The organism is Pelomonas aquatica (genome assembly GCF_026712205.1).
Taxonomy (GTDB): domain Bacteria; phylum Pseudomonadota; class Gammaproteobacteria; order Burkholderiales; family Burkholderiaceae_C; genus Pelomonas; species Pelomonas aquatica.
In genome coordinates, this window is sequence record NZ_JAPPUW010000013.1 from 53,001 (window position 1) to 74,375 (window position 21,375).

The 21,375-nt window shown below is 69.2% G+C and carries 18 protein-coding genes; 8 read left to right on the plus strand and 10 right to left on the minus strand.

What is annotated here, in order from left to right:
• Positions 1-99 precede the first annotated feature (99 nt).
• Complete coding sequence (locus NYP07_RS15000; RefSeq protein ID WP_268151790.1) at positions 100-2,181, plus strand: M66 family metalloprotease; 2,082 nt, start codon at positions 100-102, stop codon at positions 2,179-2,181.
• A 95-nt stretch (positions 2,182-2,276) separates the two neighbouring features.
• On the opposite strand, the gene NYP07_RS15005 is transcribed toward NYP07_RS15000, so the two are convergent.
• The 9 genes from NYP07_RS15005 to NYP07_RS15045 all read right to left on the minus strand — a co-directional run bounded on the left by NYP07_RS15005 (position 2,277) and on the right by NYP07_RS15045 (position 10,817).
• Positions 2,277-3,281, minus strand: a complete 1,005-nt coding sequence (locus NYP07_RS15005; RefSeq protein WP_268151791.1) for an FHA domain-containing protein — start codon at positions 3,279-3,281, stop codon at positions 2,277-2,279.
• A complete protein-coding gene (locus tag NYP07_RS15010; RefSeq protein ID WP_268151792.1) occupies positions 3,281-4,636 on the minus strand; it encodes a S1 family peptidase in 1,356 nt (451 codons plus the stop codon). The genes NYP07_RS15005 and NYP07_RS15010 overlap by 1 nt, the downstream gene beginning before the upstream one ends.
• Positions 4,637-4,727: 91 nt before the next feature.
• Entirely contained in the window at positions 4,728-5,567 is an 840-nt protein-coding gene (locus NYP07_RS15015) for an NYN domain-containing protein (protein WP_268151793.1), read from the minus strand.
• Entirely contained in the window at positions 5,567-6,598 is a 1,032-nt protein-coding gene (pyrC, locus tag NYP07_RS15020) for a dihydroorotase (protein WP_268151794.1), read from the minus strand. The genes NYP07_RS15015 and pyrC overlap by 1 nt, the downstream gene beginning before the upstream one ends.
• 80 nt (positions 6,599-6,678) lie before the next feature.
• The gene (locus NYP07_RS15025) at positions 6,679-7,413 is read right to left on the minus strand and encodes an amino acid ABC transporter ATP-binding protein (RefSeq protein WP_268151795.1); all 735 of its coding nucleotides are present in this window, start codon (positions 7,411-7,413) and stop codon (positions 6,679-6,681) included.
• A gap of 14 nt (positions 7,414-7,427) precedes the next feature.
• Entirely contained in the window at positions 7,428-8,093 is a 666-nt protein-coding gene (locus NYP07_RS15030; RefSeq protein ID WP_268151796.1) for an amino acid ABC transporter permease, read from the minus strand.
• On the minus strand, positions 8,093-8,836 hold the full coding sequence (locus NYP07_RS15035; protein ID WP_268151797.1) for an amino acid ABC transporter permease: 744 nt from the start codon (positions 8,834-8,836) through the stop codon (positions 8,093-8,095). Before NYP07_RS15035 ends, NYP07_RS15030 begins: the two co-directional genes overlap by 1 nt.
• A 65-nt stretch (positions 8,837-8,901) precedes the next feature.
• Positions 8,902-9,789 (minus strand): amino acid ABC transporter substrate-binding protein, encoded by an 888-nt coding sequence (locus tag NYP07_RS15040; RefSeq protein ID WP_268151798.1) that lies wholly within the window; start codon positions 9,787-9,789, stop codon positions 8,902-8,904.
• 110 nt (positions 9,790-9,899) lie between these two features.
• Positions 9,900-10,817, minus strand: a complete 918-nt coding sequence (locus NYP07_RS15045; protein ID WP_268151947.1) for a LysR substrate-binding domain-containing protein — start codon at positions 10,815-10,817, stop codon at positions 9,900-9,902.
• A gap of 199 nt (positions 10,818-11,016) precedes the next feature.
• Between NYP07_RS15045 and NYP07_RS15050 the strand changes: the two genes are divergently transcribed.
• From NYP07_RS15050 to NYP07_RS15065, 4 genes are all read left to right on the plus strand, one after another.
• Positions 11,017-11,667 carry a PEP-CTERM sorting domain-containing protein gene (locus NYP07_RS15050; protein WP_268151799.1) on the plus strand — a complete coding sequence of 217 codons (651 nt, stop codon included), beginning with the start codon at positions 11,017-11,019 and terminating at the stop codon, positions 11,665-11,667.
• Between the two features lie 373 nt (positions 11,668-12,040).
• On the plus strand, positions 12,041-12,331 hold the full coding sequence (gene groES, locus NYP07_RS15055) for a co-chaperone GroES (RefSeq protein WP_056874394.1): 291 nt from the start codon (positions 12,041-12,043) through the stop codon (positions 12,329-12,331).
• Between the two features lie 52 nt (positions 12,332-12,383).
• Positions 12,384-14,042: a chaperonin GroEL gene (gene groL, locus NYP07_RS15060; protein ID WP_268151800.1), complete on the plus strand. Its 1,659-nt coding sequence runs from the start codon at positions 12,384-12,386 to the stop codon at positions 14,040-14,042.
• 254 nt (positions 14,043-14,296) lie between these two features.
• Positions 14,297-16,300, plus strand: a complete 2,004-nt coding sequence (locus tag NYP07_RS15065; protein WP_268151801.1) for a DUF1631 family protein — start codon at positions 14,297-14,299, stop codon at positions 16,298-16,300.
• 169 nt (positions 16,301-16,469) lie between these two features.
• Here the strand turns inward: NYP07_RS15065 and yihA are convergent, their stop codons facing one another.
• Positions 16,470-17,174 carry a ribosome biogenesis GTP-binding protein YihA/YsxC gene (gene yihA, locus NYP07_RS15070; protein WP_268151802.1) on the minus strand — a complete coding sequence of 235 codons (705 nt, stop codon included), beginning with the start codon at positions 17,172-17,174 and terminating at the stop codon, positions 16,470-16,472.
• Between the two features lie 70 nt (positions 17,175-17,244).
• Between yihA and NYP07_RS15075 the strand changes: the two genes are divergently transcribed.
• The 3 genes from NYP07_RS15075 (at position 17,245) to ccsB (ending at position 21,372) form a co-directional block, all read left to right on the plus strand.
• Positions 17,245-17,865 carry a c-type cytochrome gene (locus tag NYP07_RS15075; protein WP_268151803.1) on the plus strand — a complete coding sequence of 207 codons (621 nt, stop codon included), beginning with the start codon at positions 17,245-17,247 and terminating at the stop codon, positions 17,863-17,865.
• 73 nt (positions 17,866-17,938) lie between these two features.
• Positions 17,939-20,026: a cytochrome c biogenesis protein ResB gene (locus NYP07_RS15080; RefSeq protein ID WP_268151804.1), complete on the plus strand. Its 2,088-nt coding sequence runs from the start codon at positions 17,939-17,941 to the stop codon at positions 20,024-20,026.
• On the plus strand, positions 20,023-21,372 hold the full coding sequence (gene ccsB, locus NYP07_RS15085; protein WP_268151805.1) for a c-type cytochrome biogenesis protein CcsB: 1,350 nt from the start codon (positions 20,023-20,025) through the stop codon (positions 21,370-21,372). Before NYP07_RS15080 ends, ccsB begins: the two co-directional genes overlap by 4 nt.
• Positions 21,373-21,375 lie beyond the last annotated feature (3 nt).

Sequence of the window (21,375 nt, forward strand, 5' to 3'; positions counted from 1 at the left end):
GCCGGCGCGCTTCGGTCCCCCGCAAGCGCTCTCGAAATCACGCCCCGATTCAAACTTCGCGCCGCCGGCTCGGCCGGCGCGCCCCTTTTCTGCATACCGATGACACTCTTCCGCAAGCCGGGCACGCGCCCCCTCACGCCCGGGCGCGCCAATCCACCCCTCATCGCGGCGATGCTGGTCGCGCTGGGTGGTTGCGGCGGCGGCGCAGGCAGCCCGTCCACGACGGGCACGCCCACACCGCCCACTCCCGCCACCGCCCTGCCCGGATTCAACTTCACGAGCTATCGCTCGCCGGCGATACCGAACGCCGATTGCAAGTCGGCCGCCAATGACGCCGCGGCGATCACCCGCGTGCAGTTCGCGCAGACGGTGCTGCTGGAAACCTCGCATCCCTTCTTCTACCTGAGTGCCGGCCGGGACACCGGCCTGCGCGTCAGCATCACCGGCAGTGGCGCGGCGCCGGACGTGCGCGTCACGGCCCAGGCCAACGGCACGACGCTGGGCAGCCTGTGCCTGGGCGGCCCGGCCACGCTGGCGGCCGCGGTGGATGAATCGGCCCCGAGCCAGGCCACCAGCTTCGTGGGCAATCTGCCGGCCAGCTGGATGGTGCCGGGCCTGCAGCTGACGGTCGCCGCCGGCCAGGCCAGCAGGACCATCGGCCCCGGCGAGCTGAAGATAGGGCCGCAGCCGGTGCTGAGCCTGGTGACGGTCGACTGGCTGCTCTGGGGCGACACCCAGCCCACCAACTTGCCGCCCGGCTTCGGCGCGGAGTACGCCTCGCGCCTGCCGGTGTCGAGCATCCAGCACAGTGCCTTCCCGCAGAGCATCGCGCTGGCGCAACTGCCGATCGGCCCGCGCTCGGATGGCCGCAGCCCCACGGGCGCGACGCTCGGCACGCCCGCCGTGCTGGCGAACGGGCCATCACATTGCAGCAGCAGCGATACCGCCGCCGGCACCTGCACCGCGTGGAGCGGGTTCGGCATCCTGGCCAGCGTGCTGTCGCTGACGGACAGGCTCCGGGCCGCGAACGGCCTGTCGTCCGCCTCGTCCTGGTACGGCGCCCTGGGGCGGCACAGCGGCGTCGGCGGCGGGCTGGGCGGCGGCGGCGTCGGGTCGGGCGATGGCTATGGGCTGATCTTCAATCACGAGTTCGGCCATGCCTTCGACCAGCCGCACTGGGGCGATGCGCTTTACACCCGTGCCGCCGCAGGCGCGACGACGCTGCACCCCTACACCGGCCAATTCCAGACCGCGGCGGGGCAGCCCAACGGCGGCGGCGTCGGCAACAGCTGGGCCTTCGACCCGCTGCAGCCGGCCCACTTCGTCAACCCCGTCTGCGCCGCCACCGGCAAGGAGCGCCAGGAGCCGATGCAGCGCTCGGGCAGCGCCTGCGTGCCGGCCGGCGAGACCTACGACTTCGCCAGCGACTACGCCGCGCTTTTCGTCGCCCGCTATTTCAACGGCGCGCCGAGCGCCTACACCGGCAACGTCGCCTCGCCGCGCGACCAGACCGGCAACTACAACCCGCCCTTCGCCCTGCCGAGCCAGGGCGGGCGGGACAATCTGGTCCTCGGCGGCGGATCGCCCCTGCCCGGCTTCATGCACTGGGATGCCGGCTCGGCGAGCTATGTGGCGCAGCCCTCGGCCGGCCTGCCCGGCCAGCTGAACTACCCGCAGCAGTGGGACGTGCCGGTCTACACCCTCTGGGGCGCCTACAGCAACACCACGGCCTCGGCCACGACGCTGCTGCAACCGCTGAAATACCGCGGCGCGGCGCCTCGGGTGCTCGACCCCACCAATGCGGCCGATTTCGCGGACCTGAAGGCCAGCGCGAAGACGGGCCTGTTCTGGTGGGGCGCCGATCTCGTCGTGCAGGCGGACTTCGACAACGGCGCCACGCGCCATGCGCTGGTGCGCGGCAGCGCCCGCGGCACGGACCCGCTGGGCGGCAGCAGCTTCACCTACAGGGCCGTGAACCTGCCCGCGGTCGACGGTGCCCGGCTCGTCAAGGTGTCGCTCTACCGCCGCCCGATGGACGTGCGCAACGGTGACGGCGGCAACCCTGCGTCGCCCTACTACACGGCCACGAATCTGAACAGCACGCTCAATGCCGGCGTCACCGCGGCCAGCTACATGGATGCCGCGACGCTGGTCGGCTCGCTGAGCCTGCCCGGGCTGTGACCGGCGCCGCGGCGGCGTTCACTGGCGCACCCTTCGCGCCAGGCGCCGTCCCGCCGAGCGGGAGCGAGCCGGCTGGGAGCGGCCCGGCGCGGCGCTCACTCCCCGCCGTCGCCCGCGTCCGCATCGGGCAGGTCGCTGCCCTCGTTGTCCTTGCGCGCCTGCCTGGCCAGCTCGGCCTTCAGCGGCTTGAGCGACTCGATCAGCGCCTGCGGCGGCCGGGCGGGCGCGATGCGCAGGGCCGGCGGCGGCAGGCTGGCGAGATAGGGCGGGCCGAAGGTGTATTGCTGCTCCTGGCGGCCGGCCACCTGCAGGCCCAGGCCCAGCAGCAGCAGGGCCGCGATGCCGCCGTTCAGCGTGCGGCGCGCGCCCGGCCACACCAGGCGGGCATGCCAGGCGATCAGCAGCGCCGCGGCGACGGGCATGGACAGCGACTCCAGCGCCATCAGCCGCGGCCAGGAGAAGGCATAGGCCAGCGCCGGCAGCAGCCACTCCAGCAGCTGCAGCGCGACGATGGCGACGAGCACGCGGCGCAGATGCGTCGTGAACGGGAAGCGGTGCTGGAAAAGCTGGCTGGCCAGCGACCACAGCCCCGCCCAGCCCAGCGTGAGGGCCAGCGGCGCCAGCAGCGGCGACGCGTAGTCCACCCAGCGCGCATCGGGGTCGACGGCGCTCCAGCGGTCCAGCCACTGCAAGAACAGCATCGCCACCAGCAGCAGCGGCACGAGGGCCCAGTGGCGCACCGGGTGCACGACGAGCAGTTGCTCCGGCGCGAGCGCGTCGGCGCTGGTGCGCAGGCGCAGCGAGCAGCCGCCCAGCTGGAAGGCGCCGCCCGCCGGCAGCACGGCCTCGGCGCCCGCGGGCAGCCGCTTGCCGGCCACCGCGCCGCCGTTGCGGCTGTCCAGCAGCTTCAGCCGCACGCCGCCTGCGGGCGCCAGCTGCAGCTCGGCGTGCTCGGCGGCGAGATGGGCGTCGTCCAGCACGATGTCGCAGGCCGGCGAACGGCCGATGCGCACGGGCCAGCGCGTCACGCGCTGCACGAGCACGGCGCGGCCATCGCGGCCCAGCAGCTCGACGACGGCGGCGGCGGGGGCGGCGGGCATCACTTGGCCTGGCTGGTTTTCGTCCACGCGAAGCCCTCCAGGTAATGCGCCGCGAGCTTGAGCGCGTTGTCGAAGCTGACGCCGCGGGCGTCGAAGCGGCCTAAAGCGCCCTGCGTGGGCGAGTCCACCGTCGTCACGAGGATGCTGAGGTCGTGCAGGCCCTCCAGCTTGCGGTAGGCGCGCAGGCAGACGACGGCGCGCAGCGGCAGGCCGTCGCGATCGACGAACTGCTCCTTGCAGAAGGGGGCGGTGCGGGCCTTGTCGGCGGCCCCCAGGCGTTCGTTGCGGAAGCTGCCGGAATACTGGCGCGCGAAGCGCAGCGCGCCGAGCTTGCTGCCGTCATAGGCCTCATGGCTCATGTCCAGCCAGCCGGTCTGCAGGCTGCCGCTGACGAACAGGGCATGGTCCATGCGGCATTGCGAGCGCTCGAAGTCCAGGCCCTTGGTGTCGGCCGACGTGCCGCGGCCCCAGCAGCGCATGAAGTCCTGCTTGGGCACCGGCAGGCGGTAGCGCTCGTTGTTGGCGCTCTCCCAGGGCGAGGCGAGGAAGCGGGCGACGAGCTCGTCCTGGTAGCGCGTCAGCTGGTCGCGCAGCCGGCCCCAGGCGGCGCTGTGGACGGGCTTGGCCGCCAGGCTGCGCCTGACGAGGCTCTCGGCGAACTCGCCCGGCACCAGGAAGCTGACCTGCTGCGAGAACAGCAGCGTCGACACGTTGACGCCGACGACGCGGCCGTCTTCGTCCAGCACCGGCCCGCCGCTCATGCCGGGGTTGATGCCGCCGGCGTAGTAGATCAGCGGGTCGAAGCTGCGGTCCACGAGGCCGTTGTAGTTGCCCTCGACGACGGCGAAGGCGACGTCGTGCGGGTTGCCCATCGAGTAGATGCGCTCGCCCTTGGCCAGCGGCTGGCTCTGCGGGCGGAACGCGAGCGCGCCACGCCCCTTCAGCCCGCCGCCCTTGCCGTCGTCCACGGCGCGCAGCAGCGCCAGGTCGCGGCGGGCGTCGAAGTCCAGCAGCTCCAGCGCGCCGCCCTCGCCGTCGGTCGTCGCATAGCGCAGCCGATAGCTGTCGGGCTCCAGCGCGAACTGGCTGATGACGTGGTAGTTGGTGACGATGTGGCCGTCGTCGCTGACGATGAAGCCCGAGCCGACCGAGGCCTGGCTGTCCTGGGTCTTGATCAGCGTGCGGATCTGCAGCAGCTGGCCCTTGCTGCGCTCGTACAGGCGCCGGGCGCTGGCCGACACGGTCGGCGGCTGCTGGGGTTGGGCCGCCGGCGCGGCCGGTTGCGGCGCTGCCGGCGGCTGGGCGCCGGCAATGCAGGCCAGGCCGGCGAGAGCCAGGCCCAGCAGGGGCTTCAAACAGGACTTCATCAACAAGCGAGACCTCCCGGGGCGGGCGCCGATGCTAGCCGCTTTGCGCGCCATCCCGGGCCGCCGGCGCCGCGCGCGATCAGCCGTGGCCGAAGCGCACCTGGTTGGGCTGCTTCTCGGGCTGCAACTGGAAGGCCTGCGGGTGCTTGCGGAACAGCTTGGTCGACGGCGCGTTCTTCGCCAGCAGGCCGGCTTCCTTCAGCGCCTTGGCCGCGGCGCCGAGGTCGTGCCACTGGCCGTCGGCCAGCCTGGGCAGCAGGGCCAGCACCGCATTGATCTCCTTGGCCGCGGCGACGTTGGCGTCGACCGGAGCCGGCGCAGCTGCGGCCTTGGGAGCGGGCGCAGCGGGCGGCTTGGGTGCAGGCGCCGGTGCCGGCTCGGGCTTGGGCGCCGGCGCGGCGGCCTTGGCCGGTACGGCCTTCTTCGCCGCGGGCTTGGGCGCCGCGGCCTTGCGGGCCGGCTCGCGCTTGGCCGCCGGCTTGGGCGCCGGGCGGCCGCTGTCGTGGGCCAGCTCGTTGAACTGGTCGTAGATCTGGATCACGCCGTCGCCGGTCTTGCCCTGCTGCCCGAAGCCGCGCAGCCAGGCGCCCTTCTCGCGCAGGCGCAGCACCAGCGGCGCGAAGTCGCTGTCCGACGACACCAGCACGATGATGTCGGGCTTCTCGGTGATGGCCAGGTCCATCGCGTCGGCGGCCAGTGCGATGTCCGTCGAGTTCTTGCCGATGGCGAGGTTGACGATGGCGCGCAGGCCCAGGCGCTTCAGGAAGCCCTGCTCGCGCTGGGCCTGCTCGGCATTGCAGTAGGCACGGCGGATGTGGGCCGCGCCATAGTCCTTGAACACGGTGTTCAGCGCCTGCTCGATGACGTCGGTGGCGACGTTGTCGAAGTCGACGAGGAAGGCGACCTTTTTGTCGTTCATCAGATCAGTTTCCAGTTCAGCGTTTCGCCGCCACGCAGCGGCTTGAGCTGCGCCTCGCCGAAGGGCACGGCGCTGGGCAGCGTCCACGGCTCGCGCTTCAGCGTGACGGTGCCGGTGTTGCGCGGCAGGCCGTAGAAGTCGGGGCCGTGATGGCCGGCGAAGGCGTCGAGCTTGTCGAGGGCGCCGATGGCCTCGAAGGCCTCGGCGTACAGCTCCAGCGCCGAGATCGCCGTGAAGCAGCCGGCGCCGCAGACCGAGTTCTCCTTCAGCTGGGCCGCATGCGGCGCGCTGTCGGTGCCGAGGAAGAACTTGGGGCTGCCCGAGCCCGCGGCCTCCAGCAGCGCCTGGCGGTGCTCCTCGCGCTTGAGCACCGGCAGGCAGTAGTAGTGCGGGCGCAGGCCGCCGGTGAAGATGGCGTTGCGGTTGTAGAGCAGGTGCTGGGGCGTGATGGTGGCGGCCGTGAAGCGGTCGGCGTCGGTCACGTACTGCGCGGCTTCCCGGGTCGTGATGTGCTCGAAGACGACCTTGAGCTCGGGCATGGCCGCGCGCAGCGGCGTCATCACGCGCTCGACGAACACGGCCTCGCGGTCGAAGACGTCGATGTCGCCGTCGGTCACCTCGCCGTGCACGAGGAAGAGCAGGCCCTCGCGCTGCATGGCCTCCAGCGTCCTGTAGGTCTTGCGCAGGTCGGTCACGCCGGCATCGCTGTTGGTCGTGGCGCCGGCCGGGTAGAGCTTCAACGCGACGACACCCGCGTCCTTCGCGCGCCTGATCTCGTCCGGCGGCGTGTTGTCCGTCAGGTACATCGTCATCAGCGGCTGGAAGTCGCTGCCCTCGGGCAGGGCAGCCAGGATGCGCTCGCGGTAGGCCGCGGCCTGCGCGGCGGTCGTGACCGGCGGGCGCAGATTGGGCATGACGATGGCCCGGGCGAACTGGCGCGCCGTGTAGGGCAGCACGCTGGCCAGCGCCGCTTCGTCGCGCAGGTGCAGATGCCAGTCGTCGGGCCGGGTAAGGGTGAGGATGTCGATCATGGGCCGCGATTGTCGCGCCGGGGCGGCGCAAACAAGAACGGCGGCCCGAGAGCCGCCGGCCGTCGCCCGTCGTGGTCGGATCAGTGCTGCAGGATCTTGGCCAGGAAGTCCTTGGCGCGCGGCGAGCGCTCCTCGGGCTTGCCGAAGAAGTCCGCGCTGCTGCAGTCCTCGATGATCCTGCCGGCGTCCATGAAGATGACGCGGTTGCTGACGCGCTTGGCGAAGCCCATCTCGTGCGTCACGCACATCATGGTCATGCCCTCGTTGGCGAGCTGCACCATCACGTCCAGCACCTCGCCGACCATCTCGGGGTCCAGCGCCGACGTGGGCTCGTCGAACAGCATGACGATGGGGTCCATCGACAGCGCGCGTGCGATGGCCACGCGCTGCTGCTGGCCGCCGGAGAGCTGGCCGGGGAACTTGTCCCTGTGGGCCGACAGGCCGACGCGGTCCAGCATCTTCAGGCCGCGGGCCTTGGCGTCGTCCGCCGAGCGGCCCAGCACCTTGATCTGCGCGATGGTCAGGTTCTCGGTCACCGACAGGTGGGGAAAGAGCTCGAAGTGCTGGAACACCATGCCGACGCGCGAGCGCAGCTTGGGCAGGTTGGTCTTGGGGTCGGCGATGGAGATGCCGTCGACGACGATGTCGCCCTGCTGGAAGGGCTCCAGCGCGTTGACGGTCTTGATCAGCGTCGACTTGCCCGAGCCCGACGGCCCGCAGACGACGACGACCTCGCCCTTCTGGATGGACGTCGTGCAGTCGGTCAGCACCTGGAAGCTGCCGTACCACTTGGAGATGTTCTTGATGTCGATCATGGGGAACTCAATGGTCAACGAATGATGGCGATCTTCTTCTGCAGCTGGCGCACGAGCTGCGACAGGCCGAAGCAGATGACGAAGTAGACGACGGCGGCGACGAGATAGGTCTCGACCGGGCGGTTGAAGTTCTTGCCCGCGACCTCGAAGCCTTTCAGCAGGTCGTACTCGCCGACGGCATAGACCAGCGAGGTGTCCTGGAACAGGATGATGGTCTGCGTCAGCAGCACCGGCAGCATGTTGCGGAAAGCCTGGGGCAGCACGACGAGCTTCATCGTCTGCGCATAGTTCATGCCCAGCGCATAGCCGGCATTGACCTGGCCCTTGGACACCGACTGGATGCCGGCGCGCATGATCTCGGAGTAGTAGGTCGCCTCGAACAGCGTGAAGGTGATGAAGGCCGACATCTGCCCGCCCAGCGGCCCGAGCAGCTTGGGGATGAGCAGGAAGAACCACAGGATCACCATCACCAGCGGGATGGAGCGCAGCGTGTCGACGTAGAAGGCCGCCGGCGCCGACAGCCAGCGGTGGCTGGACAGGCGCATCATCGCCAGCAGCGTGCCGAGCACGATGCCGCCGATCATGGCCACCAGCGTCAGCTGGATGGAGAACCAGAAGCCCTTGGCGACGAAGCTCTGGACGACGCCCCAGTTCAGGAAGGAATAGTCGAGGTTCAGCATCACTTGCCTCCGCCCGAGCCGGGGATGCGCACGCGCGCCTCGACGAACTTGGCGACGCGGTTGATCGCGAAGGCGGACACGAAATAGAGCAGCGTCACCGGAATGAAGATCTCCTCGAAATGCGAGGTCTCCTCGGACGCCTGCTGCGCGAACTGGGCCAGCTCGGGGATGCTGACCGCGAAGGCGACGGCCGAGTTCTTGACGATGTTCATGCTCTCGCTGGTCAGCGGCGGGATGACGATGCGGAAGGCCATCGGCAGCAGCACGAAGCGGTCGGTCTGCGGCAGCGTCATGCCCACGGCCAGGCCGGCATAGCGCTGGCCGCGCGGCAGCGTCTGGATGCCGGCCTTGACCTGCTCGCCGATGCGGGCGCTGGTGAAGAAGCCCAAGGCGCAGACCACCAGCACCGACGGCGGCAGCGCGTCGCGCAGCACCGGGAACAGCGCCGGCAGCACGTGGTACCAGAGGAAGACCTGAACCAGCAGCGGGATGTTGCGGAACAGCTCCGTCCAGGCCTCGCCGAAGCGCGCCAGCCATTTGTTCGGCGCCGTACGCGCGATGCCGATCAGCGAACCCACGACCAGCGCGAGCAGCAGCGCGAGCAGCGAGACGCTCAGCGTCCAGCCCCAGGCGTTCAGCATCCATTGCAGATAGGTCTGCTCCTTGCCGCCAGGGCCGAAGCAGCCGGCGACGGCCTCGCCGGTGGCGGTGTCATTGCAGTAGAACTGCCAGTCCCAACTCATGGGTTCTCCTAGAACAAAGCGGGTGCCAGGCACCCGCTTTGCGGTCAGTCAGACGAGCTCGCGAATCACTTCTTCGCGTAGTCTTCCATCGGCTTGTCGTTGGGGTTGGCCCAGGCGTCCTTGTTTGCGGCAGACAGCGGCAGGCCGATCTTGGTGTTGGTCGGCGGGATGGGCTGCATGAACCACTTGTCGTAGACCTTGGCCAGGTCGCCCGACTTCATCATGCCCTTGATGCTGTTGTCCACGGCCGTCTTGAAGGCCGGATCGTCCTTGCGCATCATGATGGCGATGGGCTCGACGGACAGCACCTCGCCGACGATCTTGAAGTCGGCCGGGTTCTTGGACGTGGCGATGTTCTTGGCCAGGATGGAGCCGTCCATGACGAAGGCGTCGGCGCGGCCGGAGTCCAGCAGCAGGAAGCTGTCCGCGTGGTCCTTGCCGAACACTTCCTTGAAGTCCACGCCGGTGGCGCGCTCATGCTTGCGCAGCGTCTGCACCGAAGTCGTGCCGGTGGTCGTCGCGACGGTCTTGCCGTTGAGCTGGTTGATCGACGTGATGCCCGAGTTGGCCTTCACGGCGATGCGCACTTCCTCGACATAGGTCGTCACGGCGAAGGCGACGTCCTTCTGGCGGGCGATGTTGTTGGTCGTCGAGCCGCACTCCAGGTCGACCGTGCCGTTGACGGTCAGCGGAATGCGGTTGGCAGACGTGACCGGCTGGTACTTGGTCTCCAGCTTGCGGCCGAGCTGCTTCTCGAGGTCGGCGATGACGCGGTGGCAGACGTCGATGTGGTAGCCGACGTATTTGCCGTCGCCGATGGTGTAGGCCAAGCCCGAGGACTCGCGCACGCCCATCGTGATGACGCCGCTGTCCTTGACTTTCTTCAGCGTGTCCTCGGCGTGCACGGCAACCGCGCCGGCCGCCAGGGCCGCGGCGAGCAGAATTTTCTTCATGGAGACTCCAACAACAGGGGGGATATCGATATCAAACAGGCGTGAGCAGACCACGCTCGACACTCAGCCCGAATACGGGTTTATACGCGGCATGCGGATGCGCGATGACCTCATGCCTTGGACGTCAGGTAGTCCCACAGCGCCGCCGAGGCGGGTTTCAGCCGGCGCGAAAGCTCGGGGCGCTCGCGGTAGATGCGCAGTTCCATGCTGGCGCTGAAGCTGCCGGGCGCCGCGGCCGGCACGAGGCGTCCGCCGGCCAGCTCCTTCTGCACCGAACTGGCCGGCAGAAAGGCCAGGCCGTGCCCTTCGAGCGCCATCGCCTTCAGGCCCTCGGCCATGTCGGTCTCGTAGATGGCGTCCAGGTTCAGCGCGCAGTCGGCCTCCTTGACGATGAGCTCGACCAGGCGGCCGAGGTAGGCGCCGGCCGCGTAGCTGAGGAAGGGGATCTTCTGGCCCGGCCGGCCCGGCAGCCGGAACAGCGGCTCGCCCTGGGCGTCGGCCCGGGCATAGGGCGACAGCGTTTCGTGGCCCAGCGACGCCATCTGGTAGCGCTCGGGATCGAGCTGCAGCGGCTGGCTGGCATGGTGGTAGACCAGCAGCAGATCGCAATTGCCTTCGCTGAGCTGCAGCATCGCGTCGTGCACATTGGCCGCGTTGAGCCGGCACTTGATCGCGCCGAAGCCGCGGCGCAGGTCCATCAGCCAGTGCGGGAAGAAGGAGAAGGCCAGCGAATGCGGCACGGCGAACTCGATCATGTCCTGGTCGGCCGCCTGGTGGCTGCGCAGCATATTGCGCGTCGCCTGCAGATTGCCCAGCACCTCGACCGCCTGGCCCAGCAGCGTCGCGCCGGCGGCCGTCAGGCGGGTCGGGTAGGACGATCGGTCCACGAGATCGACCCCGGCCCAGGCCTCCAGCGCCTGGATGCGGCGCGAAAACGCCGGCTGGGTCACGTGGCGGAGCTGGGCGGAGCGGGAAAAACTGCGCGTCTCGGCCAGGCTGACGAAGTCTTCAAGCCATTTGGTTTCCACCGGCAGCAGTGTAGCCAAGGCCCCGCAACCGCCTGGCGGCGCCCGCGGCTGCCCGGACTCGCGCAGCCCCCCCCCGAAATCCGGCCCCCGGGGCGCCCGAGCTCCCCCTCAACTGAAGGGGCGGCGGCGGGGCCCAATTTCCAGGTGCTTGTTTACAGTTCAAGCACAAAGCCAACTCGAACAACGGATGGAGAACGCCATGCGTGCAACAAGCAAACTTCTGGCTCTCGCCTTCGCTTCCGCGCTGCAACCGGCGATGGCTGGCGTGGTCTTTCTGAACTTCGAGGATCTCACGGACACCGCCAAGCTCGGCGCCTACGATGGCGTCACGTTCTCCAACGACGCCTGGGGGGTCACCTCCAAGGCCAGGCCTGACTGCACCGGCTTCGGCAGCTTCGTGCGCGCCGGCAGTTGCGGCGCGCTGGAGCTGGCGCTCGATGCCCGGGCCAACCCGGGGCAGACCACCCAGAGCTTCGTCATGGATCTGGCGGGTGGCTTCATCACCGAGTTCTCGTTCGTCTACTCGGCGCGGCCGGGTTCCAACGTGACGATTCAGCTGTTCGATGGTGCCGGCGGCGCCGGCAACGAACTGCAGAACCTGACCGGCCTGACCGAAGCCGGCTGCGCCACCCCAACCGTCCGTTTCTGCAACTGGACCGCGATGAGCACGAAATTCAACGGCGTCGCCCTCTCGCTCAAGGTGACCGGCCTGGACCAAAGCCTGTTCATGGACGACCTCCGGTTCATCACACCCGCAAGCGGTGGCAATCTGCCCGAGCCGGCCAGCATCGCGCTGGCCCTGGGCGGCCTCGGCGCGGCCGCCTGGACCCGCAGGCGCGCTGCTCGCTGAGCAGCGCACCGTCGAAGATGACCGCCTCTGCGGTCATTTTTTTGCGCTCTGCGGCGCATCTTCGGTCCGTCCTTCCCACGCCAAGGCCATTCGTCTCGGCACGGGCTGGCGGTGCTGCCGCCCCCTGCTGATGGTTCCGCCTGCGTCGGGCCGAGGCATGACGGCCACTTGGCCGCCTGAAGCGCGCATCCCGGCCTCGCCGGCGATTGATGCCCTGCTTGAATCGTCTCACTCCGTCCCTATAATCTTCGCTGCTAGCACTCGTTGCATTCGAGTGCTAACGAAATCGGGCCGAGGATTCGGCCCCGTTTTTCGCGCGGTCACGGCCGAAGGCAGCCGTGATCGCTGCGGTTCAAACTCTGAAGGAGATCCCATGAAGCTGCGCCCCCTGCACGATCGCGTGATCGTTCGCCGCCTGGAACAGGAAACCAAGACCGCCTCCGGCATCGTCATCCCCGATAACGCCGCCGAAAAGCCCGACCAGGGTGAAGTCCTGGCCGTCGGCCCGGGCAAGCGCAACGACAAGGGCGAATTCGTCGCCCTGAACGTCGCCGTCGGCGACCGCGTGCTGTTCGGCAAGTATTCCGGCCAGACCGTCAAGGTCGATGGCGAGGAGCTGCTGGTCATGCGCGAAGAGGACCTCTTCGCCGTCGTGCAGAAGTAATTCAGCGGTCGAAATTCGACTCTGACCCCAATTTAAGTATCCGGAGATTCAAATGGCAGCAAAAGACGTGATCTTTGGCGGCGAAGCCCGTGCCCGCATGGTTGAGGGCGTCAACATCCTGGCCAATGCGGTCAAGGTGACCCTGGGCCCCAAGGGCCGCAACGTGGTGCTCGAGCGCTCCTTCGGCGCCCCCACCGTGACCAAGGACGGCGTGTCCGTGGCCAAGGAAATCGAGCTCAAGGACAAGCTCCAGAACATGGGCGCCCAGATGGTCAAGGAAGTCGCTTCCAAGACCAGCGACAACGCCGGTGACGGCACCACCACCGCCACCGTGCTGGCCCAGGCCATCGTCCGCGAAGGCATGAAGTACGTGGCCGCCGGCATGAACCCGATGGACCTGAAGCGCGGCATCGACAAGGCGGTCGCCGCCCTGGTCGCCGAGCTGAAGAAGGCCTCCAAGGCCACCACGACCTCCAAGGAAATCGCCCAGGTCGGCACCATCTCGGCCAACAGCGATGCCGACGTCGGCCAGATCATCGCCAACGCGATGGACAAGGTCGGCAAGGAAGGCGTCATCACCGTCGAGGACGGCAAGAGCCTGAACAACGAGCTGGACGTCGTCGAAGGCATGCAGTTCGACCGCGGCTACCTGTCGCCCTACTTCATCAACAACCCGGAAAAGCAATCCGCGATCCTGGACAACCCCTTCGTGCTGCTGTACGACAAGAAGGTGTCCAACATCCGCGACCTGCTGCCCACGCTGGAAGCCGTCGCCAAGGCCGGCCGCCCGCTGCTGATCATTGCCGAGGAAGTCGAGGGCGAAGCCCTGGCGACCCTGGTGGTCAACACCATCCGCGGCATCCTGAAGGTCGTCGCCGTCAAGGCGCCCGGCTTCGGTGACCGCCGCAAGGCCATGCTGGAAGACATCGCCATCCTGACGGGCGGCAAGGTCATCGCCGAAGAAGTCGGCCTGTCGCTCGAGAAGGTCACGCTGGCCGACCTGGGCCAGGCCAAGCGCGTCGAAGTGGGCAAGGAAAACACCACCATCATCGATGGCGCCGGTGCCGCTGCCGACATCGAAGCCCGCGTCAAGCAAGTGCGCATCCAGATCGAGGAAGCCACCAGCGACTACGACCGCGAGAAGCTGCAGGAGCGCGTGGCCAAGCTGGCCGGCGGCGTGGCCGTCATCAAGGTCGGTGCCGCCACCGAGGTCGAGATGAAGGAGAAGAAGGCCCGCGTCGAAGACGCGCTGCACGCCACCCGTGCGGCCGTCGAGGAAGGCATCGTCGCCGGTGGCGGCGTGGCCCTGCTGCGCGCCAAGCAAGCCGCCGGCGACATCAAGGGCGACAACGCCGACCAGGACGCCGGCATCAAGCTGGTCCTGAAGGCCATCGAAGCCCCGCTGCGCGAGATCGTCTACAACGCCGGTGGCGAAGCCTCCGTCGTCGTCAACGCCGTGCTGGGCGGCAAGGGCAACTACGGCTTCAATGCCGCCAACGACACCTATGGCGACATGATCGAGATGGGCATCCTGGACCCGACCAAGGTGACCCGCACCGCGCTGCAGAACGCCGCCTCCGTCGCGTCGCTGATGCTGACGACCGAGTGCATGGTCGCCGAGTCGCCCAAGGAAGAAGCCGCCGGCGGCGGCATGCCTGGTGGCATGGGCGGCATGGGTGGCATGGGCGGCATGGGCGGCATGGACATGTAAATCCACGCCGGCGACACACCCGTCGCTGAACGAGTCGAAGGGGCTGCGCGAGCAGCCCCTTTTTCATTGGCGTCGCTCGTATCCTCCACGACGGCCCGCCGCTGCCCCGCCGGCATGACGACCCGGCCGCAAAAGCGTGAAAAGCTAATGAACCGCGACGCCGGCCATGCGGATCGGGGGAGGCGGGAGACGGCGGGCGGCCAGGGTGCGCCGCCTTGCGCCGGATAATCTCACCCCGCCGTCAACCAATGTCCATGACCGCCCTCCTGCATACACACGCCCTGCTCGACCACGCACTGACCGAGGCCGGGCCGCTGGCGCGCGAGCTGCTGAACGTGGTGCAGGACGAGCTCGACGCCCAGCCCCAGCACTTCCCGCTGCGCGAGGGCTGGCGCAAGGTGCGCACGAACTTCGCGGCCGACTTCGAGGGCAAGCTCATCGAGCTGCTGCAGGCCGGGCGCCGCGGCGAGGATCCTCTGAACCGTTCGCAAAGCCAGTTCGGCGGCCTCGAAAGCCTCAGCCTCGTCGACGAGCACCAGGCCCTGCAGGACGTCGCCATCGCCCATGTCGCGCGCGCGGCCGAGGACGCCAGCCGCGCCGAGCTGCACCAGATCGGCAACTTCTACGCCGCGCTGCGCGGCATCGCGCGCGCCCGCGAGCGCGACAACCCGCTGCGCCCGGCCCTGTACGCCCACGCGCTGCACCATGCGCTGGCGGCCAGCCCGCTCGGCGCCCAAGCCCAGTACGAGCTGATGCGCGTGGCGGCCGCGCCGCTGGCCGAGGCCCTGCACCGCCAGTACGCCCTGGCCTGCGCGATGCTGCGCGCGGCCGACCTCAGCGACATGGTCGCCTCGCACGGTCAGTTGCAGGGCGACCCGCTGGCGCGCCAGCGCCTGGCGGCCGCGCACGGCACGCTGGACGGGCTGTCGCGCCGCGTCGACGCGGTGAACTCGCGGCCCCAGCGGCTGGCGCCGCCGGCCCACCCCGATGCGCCGGCCCCCTTCGTGCGCTCGACCGGGCCGGACATGCTGAGCCGGCTCTACGACCAGATCCTGGCCGACCCGCGCCTGCTGCCGCCGCTGAAGGCGCTGCTGGCGCGGCTGCAGATCGCCGTCGTGCGCCTGGCGCGCAGCGACACGACGCTGCTGCGCCGCCAGGACCACCCGACCTGGGCGCTGCTGAACCGCGTCGCTGCCCACGGCATGGCCTTCGAGCGCGCCGACGACGAGCGCCTCGTCGACTTCCTGCGCTTCATGGAGGCCGAATCCCAGCTCCTCGTCGACGCACCGACGCCCACCGCCGCGCTGTTCCAGCAGGTGCTGGCCCGCGTCGAGGCCCGCATCGACCGGCAGGCCCGCCAGAGCAGCGAGCGCAACGCCGTGGCCCTGGCCGCGCTGGAGCGCGAGCAGCAGCGCAAGGAATGGCGCGAGCTGCTGCGCGAGCAGATCGACCACCAGATCGCCGGCGCACCGCTGGGCCCGCGCATGCACCGCTTCCTGCAGACGGCCTGGGTGGAGGTCATCGTCACGGCCATGGTCCGCCACGGCCGCGAGTCCCGCGAGGCGCAGACCGCGATGGAGCTGGTCGACGCACTGCTGGACAGCCTTGGCACGCCGCGCGACATGGCCGACCGCGAAGCCCTGCGCATGCGCCTGCCGGTGCTCATCGAGCGCCTCGTGGCCGGCTGCGAAAGCGTCGACCTGCCCCTGCCCAGGCGCGAGCCGGCGCTCAGCGAGCTGATGGGCCAGCATGCCCGCCTGCTGCGCGGCCTTCCGGCGCTGGACCCGGCCGAACGCCGCCCCGCCCCGCCCCGGCCGGCGGCACCGGGCAGCGCCGCCCCGGCCTCCGCCGACGAGATCGTCAGGCGGCTGATGGGGGAGCGCGACTCCCAGGTGCCGTCGCACTGGCTCAGCGCCGACGTCGACCGCGGCGAGCTGCCGACCGTGCCGGTGCAGCTCTACAACGAGCACGGCTCGCCCGACGCCCGCGCCGCGCTGCAGCGCTGGATCGACGGCCTGCAGATCGGCCACTGGTTCCACCTCTTCATCCAGGGCGGCTGGCACACGGCCCAGATCGCCTGGCTCAGCGAGGGCCGGCAGTACGTGCTCTTCGTCGGCCGCGACCCGGACGAGCGCCTGTCGCTGACCCGCAAGGCGCTGGAGGCGCTGCTCGCCAACGGCCTCATCGCGGCGCTGGACGAAGACAGCGTCGTGCAGCGCGCCGTCGACACGCTGATCAGTGATCTGGACGGCGGGTGATGCCCCACCCCCGAAGGCGCTGACGCACCTCCCCCTCAAGGGGGCTGAGCCCGGACACAGACAGTCCTGAGGACTGTCTGTGCCTGGCGAAGGACAAGGCCTCTGGCCTTGGCAGCCGCCAGCGGCCCGGCAAAGCCGGTTCCGCGGCGGCCGCTTGAGGTGTCGCGGGCTAGGCCGCGACGGCGGGCTGGCCCCCGTGGGTCCACTCGTGCAAGGCGACGGCCACGTCGCCGACGCCGCTCTTCTTCAGCGCCGAGAACAGCGTCACCGCAACGTCGGAGTTCTCGGTCGTCATGCCGGCCAGGAACTCGGTCGTCGCGCGCAGCACCGCGTCGGCCTCCTTGCGGTTGAGCTTGTCGGACTTGGTCAGCAGCACCAGCAACTTGATCTCGCCGGTGGCGACGCGGGCCGCGACGAACTCCAGCAGCTGCCGGTCGAGGTCGGTCAGGCCCAGGCGCGAATCCACCATCAGCACGACGCCGGACAGGCTGCGGCGGATCTCGAGGTAGTCGGCCATCACCTTCTGCCAGCGCTGCTTGGCGGACTTGTTCACCGCCGCATAGCCATAGCCCGGCAGGTCGGCGAAGAGCGCATCGGGCGCGTCCTTGGGGCCGAGCTCGAACAAATTGATGTGCTGGGTGCGGCCCGGCGTCTTGGACGCGAAGGCCAGCCGCTTCTGCTGGGCCAGCGTGTTGATGGCCGTGGACTTGCCGGCGTTGGAGCGGCCGACGAAGGCGATCTCGGGCAGCTCGGTGGCCGGCAGATGGACCAGCTGGCTGGCCGTCGTCAGGAAGCGGGTCGTGTGCGTCCAGGCCAGGGCGAGCTTGTCGGTGACGGCTTCGGCGGGCCCTGCATCAGGGATTTCGTTGGTCATGGTGGTGTCGGACGCGGTGATTCAGCATTGTAAAATTTCGAGGTTGCGCCCAACGAAACCACATTCACCCATGAAGACTGTCGCCCTTCTCCTGTCGAGTCTGATGCTGGCTGCCACGGCTCACGCAAACGAGCCCGCGGGCGCTCCGGCCAAGCCCGATCTCGCCAAGGGTGGCGCCATCTCGTCGCAGGTCTGCGCGGCCTGCCACACGGCCGACGGCTCGCGCGGCAGCCCGGCCAACCCCATCCTGCAGGGCCAGCATGCCGAATACCTGGCCAAGCAGCTGACCGAGTTCAAGTCCGGCAAGCGCAAGAACCCCGTCATGAGCGGCATGGCCGCGCCACTGTCCGACGACGACGTGCGCAATGTCGCCGCCTTCTACGCGAGCAAGGCCGCCAAGCCGGGCTTCGCGAAGAACAAGGACACCGTCGCGCTGGGCGAGAAGATCTACCGCGGCGGCATCGCCGAGCGCAATGTGCCGGCCTGCGCGGCCTGCCACGGCCCGACCGGCGCCGGCATCCCGGCCCAGTACCCGCGCATCGGCGGCCAGCATGGCGACTATGTCGAGGCGCAGATGACGGCCTTCCGCGGCGGCGCCCGCGCCAACGGCCCGATGATGGTCGCCATCGCCGCCAAGATGAACGACAAGGAAATCAAGGCGGTGTCCGACTACGTTGCCGGCTTGCGCTGAACCTTTTGCAAGCCTCGAGGAACGAAGGCCGGTGAACCCCACCGGCTTTTTTGTTGTCCCAATCTTTCGCCCGATGTCCTCCGCCGCCCTCCCCCGCCCCTCGGCCGCCCGCGAACTGCTGGACCTGCTCGCGTCCATGCGCTTCGCGATCACGCTGCTGACCGTCATCTGCATCGCGTCGGTCATCGGCACCGTCGTGAACCAGGGCGAGGCGATGGGCGGCTACATCGACAAGTTCGGCCCCTTCTGGGCCGAGCTGTTCGGGCGCCTGAACCTGTTCACGGTCTATAGCGCGCCCTGGTTCCTCGCCATCCTGGCCTTCCTGGTCGTGTCGACCAGCCTGTGCATCATCCGCAACACGCCCAAGATCCTGGCCGACCTGCGCAGCTACAAGGAGGGCGTGCGCGAGCAGTCGCTGCAGGCCCACCACCACAAGGCCATCGGCGAATTCCCCAGCAACCCGCAGATGGCGCTGGCCGAGATCGGCAAAGTGCTGACGGCCCTGGGCTGGAAGGCCCGCGTGCAGCAGCGCGAGCACGGCATCATGATCGCGGCCCGGCGCGGCGCGGCCAACAAGATCGGCTACCTCGCGGCCCACTCAGCCATCGTGCTCATCCTGCTCGGCGGCGTGATGGACGGCAACGCCATGGTCAAGCTGGCGATGTGGGCGCAGGGCAAGCAGCTCTACAAGGGCTCCGGCTTCGTGGCCGACATCCGGCCCGAGCACCGGCTGTCCACCGCCAACCCGAGCTTCCGCGGCAACCTGTCCGTCGCCGAACACCAGCGCGCGGGGCTGGCCGTGCTCAGCCTGCCCAGCGGCGTCGTGCTGCAGGACCTGCCGTTCGAGATCGAGCTGAAGAAGTTCAGCGTCGACTACTACCCCACCGGCATGCCCAAGAGCTTTGCCAGCGACATCGTCATCCACGACGGCGGCACGCGCCGCGAGGCCACGGTCAAGGTCAACGAGCCCGTCATCCACGACGGCGTGGCCATCTACCAGAGCAGCTTCGAGGACGGCGGCAGCAAGCTGCAGCTCAAGGCCATGCCGCTGGCCGGCGGCGAGCCCTTCAAGCTGGAGGGCCGCGTGGGCGGCAGGCAGGCCTTCGGCGACCAGACGCTGGAGCTCTCCGGCCTGCGCGTCATCAACGTCGAGAACCTCGCGAACGACGGCAGGGAAGGCGCCACCGACGTGCGCCGCGTCGACCTCGGCGAGAGCCTGGGCAAGCACCTGGGCAGCGGCGCCAAGGGCAGCGCGGAGAAGTCGCTGCACAACATCGGCCCGTCGTTCAGCTATCTGCTGCGCGACGCCGCCGGCCAGGCGCGCGAGTTCAACAACTACATGCTGCCGGTCGAGCTGGACGGCCAGAAGGTCTTCCTCGCCGGCGTGCGCGACACGCAGGCCGACAACTTCCGCTACCTGCGCATGCCGGCCGACGAGAACGGCCAGCTGGCCGGCTGGCTGCACCTGCGCCAGGCCCTGGCCGACCCGGCCCTGCGCGACGCCGCCGCACAGGCCTATGCCGCCGCCGCGACGCCGCCCGCCCAGCCGCAGATGAAGGCCCAGCTGCAGGCCACCGCGCAGCGCGCGCTGTCGCTGTTCTCCGGCGCCGCCGCCAAGGCCGGCGACGAGGTCCGCGGCGGCTTGCCGGCGCTGTCCCAGTTCATCGAGCGCGAGGTGCCCGAGGCCCAGCGCCAGCGCGTCTCCGAGGTGCTGCTGCGCATCCTCAACGGCAGCCTGTTCGAGCTCAACCAGCTGGCCCGCCAGCATGCCGGCCTCGCGCCCGTCGGCGCCGACGCGGCCATCCAGGCCTTCATGACGCAGGCCGTGCTGGCGCTGTCCGACAGCCTCTACTACCCGACGCCGGTGCTGCTGCAATTGGAGAACTTCGAGCAGGTGCAGGCCAGCGTCTTCCAGGTCGCACGCGCCCCGGGCCAGAAGCTGGTCTACCTCGGCGCCCTCTTGCTCATCGTCGGCGTCTTCGCCATGCTCTACATCAAGGAGAGGCGGCTGTGGGTCTGGATCGCGCCCGGCGCCGATCCGGCCAGCTCGCAGCTGCGCATGGCCATGTCCTGCACCCGCGAGTCGCCCGACAACGCCACCCTCTTCGCCCAGCTGGAACAAGCCGTCATCCCTGCCGCCGCGCCCAAGGACCGCTCATGAACACCACCACCTTCGATCTGCCGCGCCGCCACGCGCGGCAGCGGCGTGACCCGCTGGACTGGATCTTCGCCGTACTCGTGCTGCTCGGCGGCGCCTACGCCTTCAAGCGCTACCACGCCAGCATGAACGTCTACGAGCAGGGCATCCTGCTGTGCGCGATGCCGGCCATGATCGGGCTGGGCTGGTTCTGGAAGCCGCTGCGCCTGCTCTGCGTCGCGGCCGGCGCGGCCACGCTGCTGGCCATCTCGCTCTACGCCCAGCACACCGGCGGCTTCGGCGCCGACCTCGCCGCCGGCGAGAAGGTCTTCTGGCTCAAATACCTGCTGTCCAGCCAGAGCGCCATCCTGTGGATGAGCCTGCTGTTCTACATGAGCACGCTGTTCTACTGGGGCGGCTTCTTCACCGGCGCGGGGCGCAACAGCGTGGCCGAGGTCGTCGGCTCCAAGCTGGCCTGGGGCGGCGTGCTGATGGCCCTGATCGGCACGCTGGTGCGCTGGTACGAGAGCCACCAGATCGGCCCTGACATCGGCCACATCCCGGTCAGCAACCTCTACGAGGTCTTCGTGCTGTTCAGCTGGATGACGACGCTGTTCCACCTCTACTACGAGCAGCGCTTCGCGACGCGTTCGCTGGGCGCCTATGTGATGCTGGTCGTCAGCGGCGCGGTCAGCTTCCTGCTCTGGTACACGCTGGCGCGCGACGCGCAGGAGATCCAGCCGCTGCTGCCCGCGCTGCAGAGCTGGTGGATGAAGATCCACGTGCCGGCCAACTTCGTCGGCTACGGCAGCTTCTCGCTGGCGGCCATGGTGGCCTTCGCCTTCCTGCTTAAGTCGGCCACGCCGCGGGCGCTGCTGATCGGCCTGATCGGCGTGCCGGGCCTCATCGTGGTGCTGATCCTGGCGGTGCGCTTGCTGGCCGGCGTCAGCCCGCAGACCGCGGGAGGACTGGAGAGCTGGGCCGCCAAGATCGCCGGCGTGATGGCCTTCCTGGGCCTGTGCATCGCGCTGCGCCGCCAGCTGGTCGCCCGCCTGCCCGACCTGCCCCAGCTCGACGACCTGATGTACAAGGCCATCGCGCTGGGCTTCGCCTTCTTCACGATCGCCACCATCCTGGGCGCCTTCTGGGCCGCCGAGGCCTGGGGCGGCTACTGGAGCTGGGATCCGAAGGAAACCTGGGCGCTGATCGTCTGGCTGAACTACGCGGCCTGGCTGCACATGCGGCTGATGAAGGGCCTGCGCGGCATGGCCTCGGCCTGGTGGGCCCTGGTCGGCCTGCTGGTGACGACCTTCGCCTTCCTGGGCGTCAATATGTTCCTGTCGGGGCTGCACAGCTACGGCAAGCTGTAGGCG

Bases quoted from the DNA above. Each gene is read 5' to 3' on its own strand.
- NYP07_RS15000 (WP_268151790.1), top strand. From the start codon at position 100: ATGACACTCTTCCGCAAGCCGGGCACGCGCCCCCTCACGCCCGGGCGC.
- NYP07_RS15005 (WP_268151791.1), bottom strand. From the start codon at position 3,281: ATGCCCGCCGCCCCCGCCGCCGCCGTCGTCGAGCTGCTGGGCCGCGAT.
- NYP07_RS15015 (WP_268151793.1), bottom strand. From the start codon at position 5,567: ATGAACGACAAAAAGGTCGCCTTCCTCGTCGACTTCGACAACGTCGCC.
- pyrC (WP_268151794.1), bottom strand. From the start codon at position 6,598: ATGATCGACATCCTCACCCTTACCCGGCCCGACGACTGGCATCTGCAC.
- NYP07_RS15025 (WP_268151795.1), bottom strand. From the start codon at position 7,413: ATGATCGACATCAAGAACATCTCCAAGTGGTACGGCAGCTTCCAGGTG.
- NYP07_RS15030 (WP_268151796.1), bottom strand. From the start codon at position 8,093: ATGCTGAACCTCGACTATTCCTTCCTGAACTGGGGCGTCGTCCAGAGC.
- NYP07_RS15035 (WP_268151797.1), bottom strand. From the start codon at position 8,836: ATGAGTTGGGACTGGCAGTTCTACTGCAATGACACCGCCACCGGCGAG.
- NYP07_RS15040 (WP_268151798.1), bottom strand. From the start codon at position 9,789: ATGAAGAAAATTCTGCTCGCCGCGGCCCTGGCGGCCGGCGCGGTTGCC.
- NYP07_RS15050 (WP_268151799.1), top strand. From the start codon at position 11,017: ATGCGTGCAACAAGCAAACTTCTGGCTCTCGCCTTCGCTTCCGCGCTG.
- groES (WP_056874394.1), top strand. From the start codon at position 12,041: ATGAAGCTGCGCCCCCTGCACGATCGCGTGATCGTTCGCCGCCTGGAA.
- groL (WP_268151800.1), top strand. From the start codon at position 12,384: ATGGCAGCAAAAGACGTGATCTTTGGCGGCGAAGCCCGTGCCCGCATG.
- NYP07_RS15065 (WP_268151801.1), top strand. From the start codon at position 14,297: ATGACCGCCCTCCTGCATACACACGCCCTGCTCGACCACGCACTGACC.
- yihA (WP_268151802.1), bottom strand. From the start codon at position 17,174: ATGACCAACGAAATCCCTGATGCAGGGCCCGCCGAAGCCGTCACCGAC.
- NYP07_RS15075 (WP_268151803.1), top strand. From the start codon at position 17,245: ATGAAGACTGTCGCCCTTCTCCTGTCGAGTCTGATGCTGGCTGCCACG.
- NYP07_RS15080 (WP_268151804.1), top strand. From the start codon at position 17,939: ATGTCCTCCGCCGCCCTCCCCCGCCCCTCGGCCGCCCGCGAACTGCTG.
- ccsB (WP_268151805.1), top strand. From the start codon at position 20,023: ATGAACACCACCACCTTCGATCTGCCGCGCCGCCACGCGCGGCAGCGG.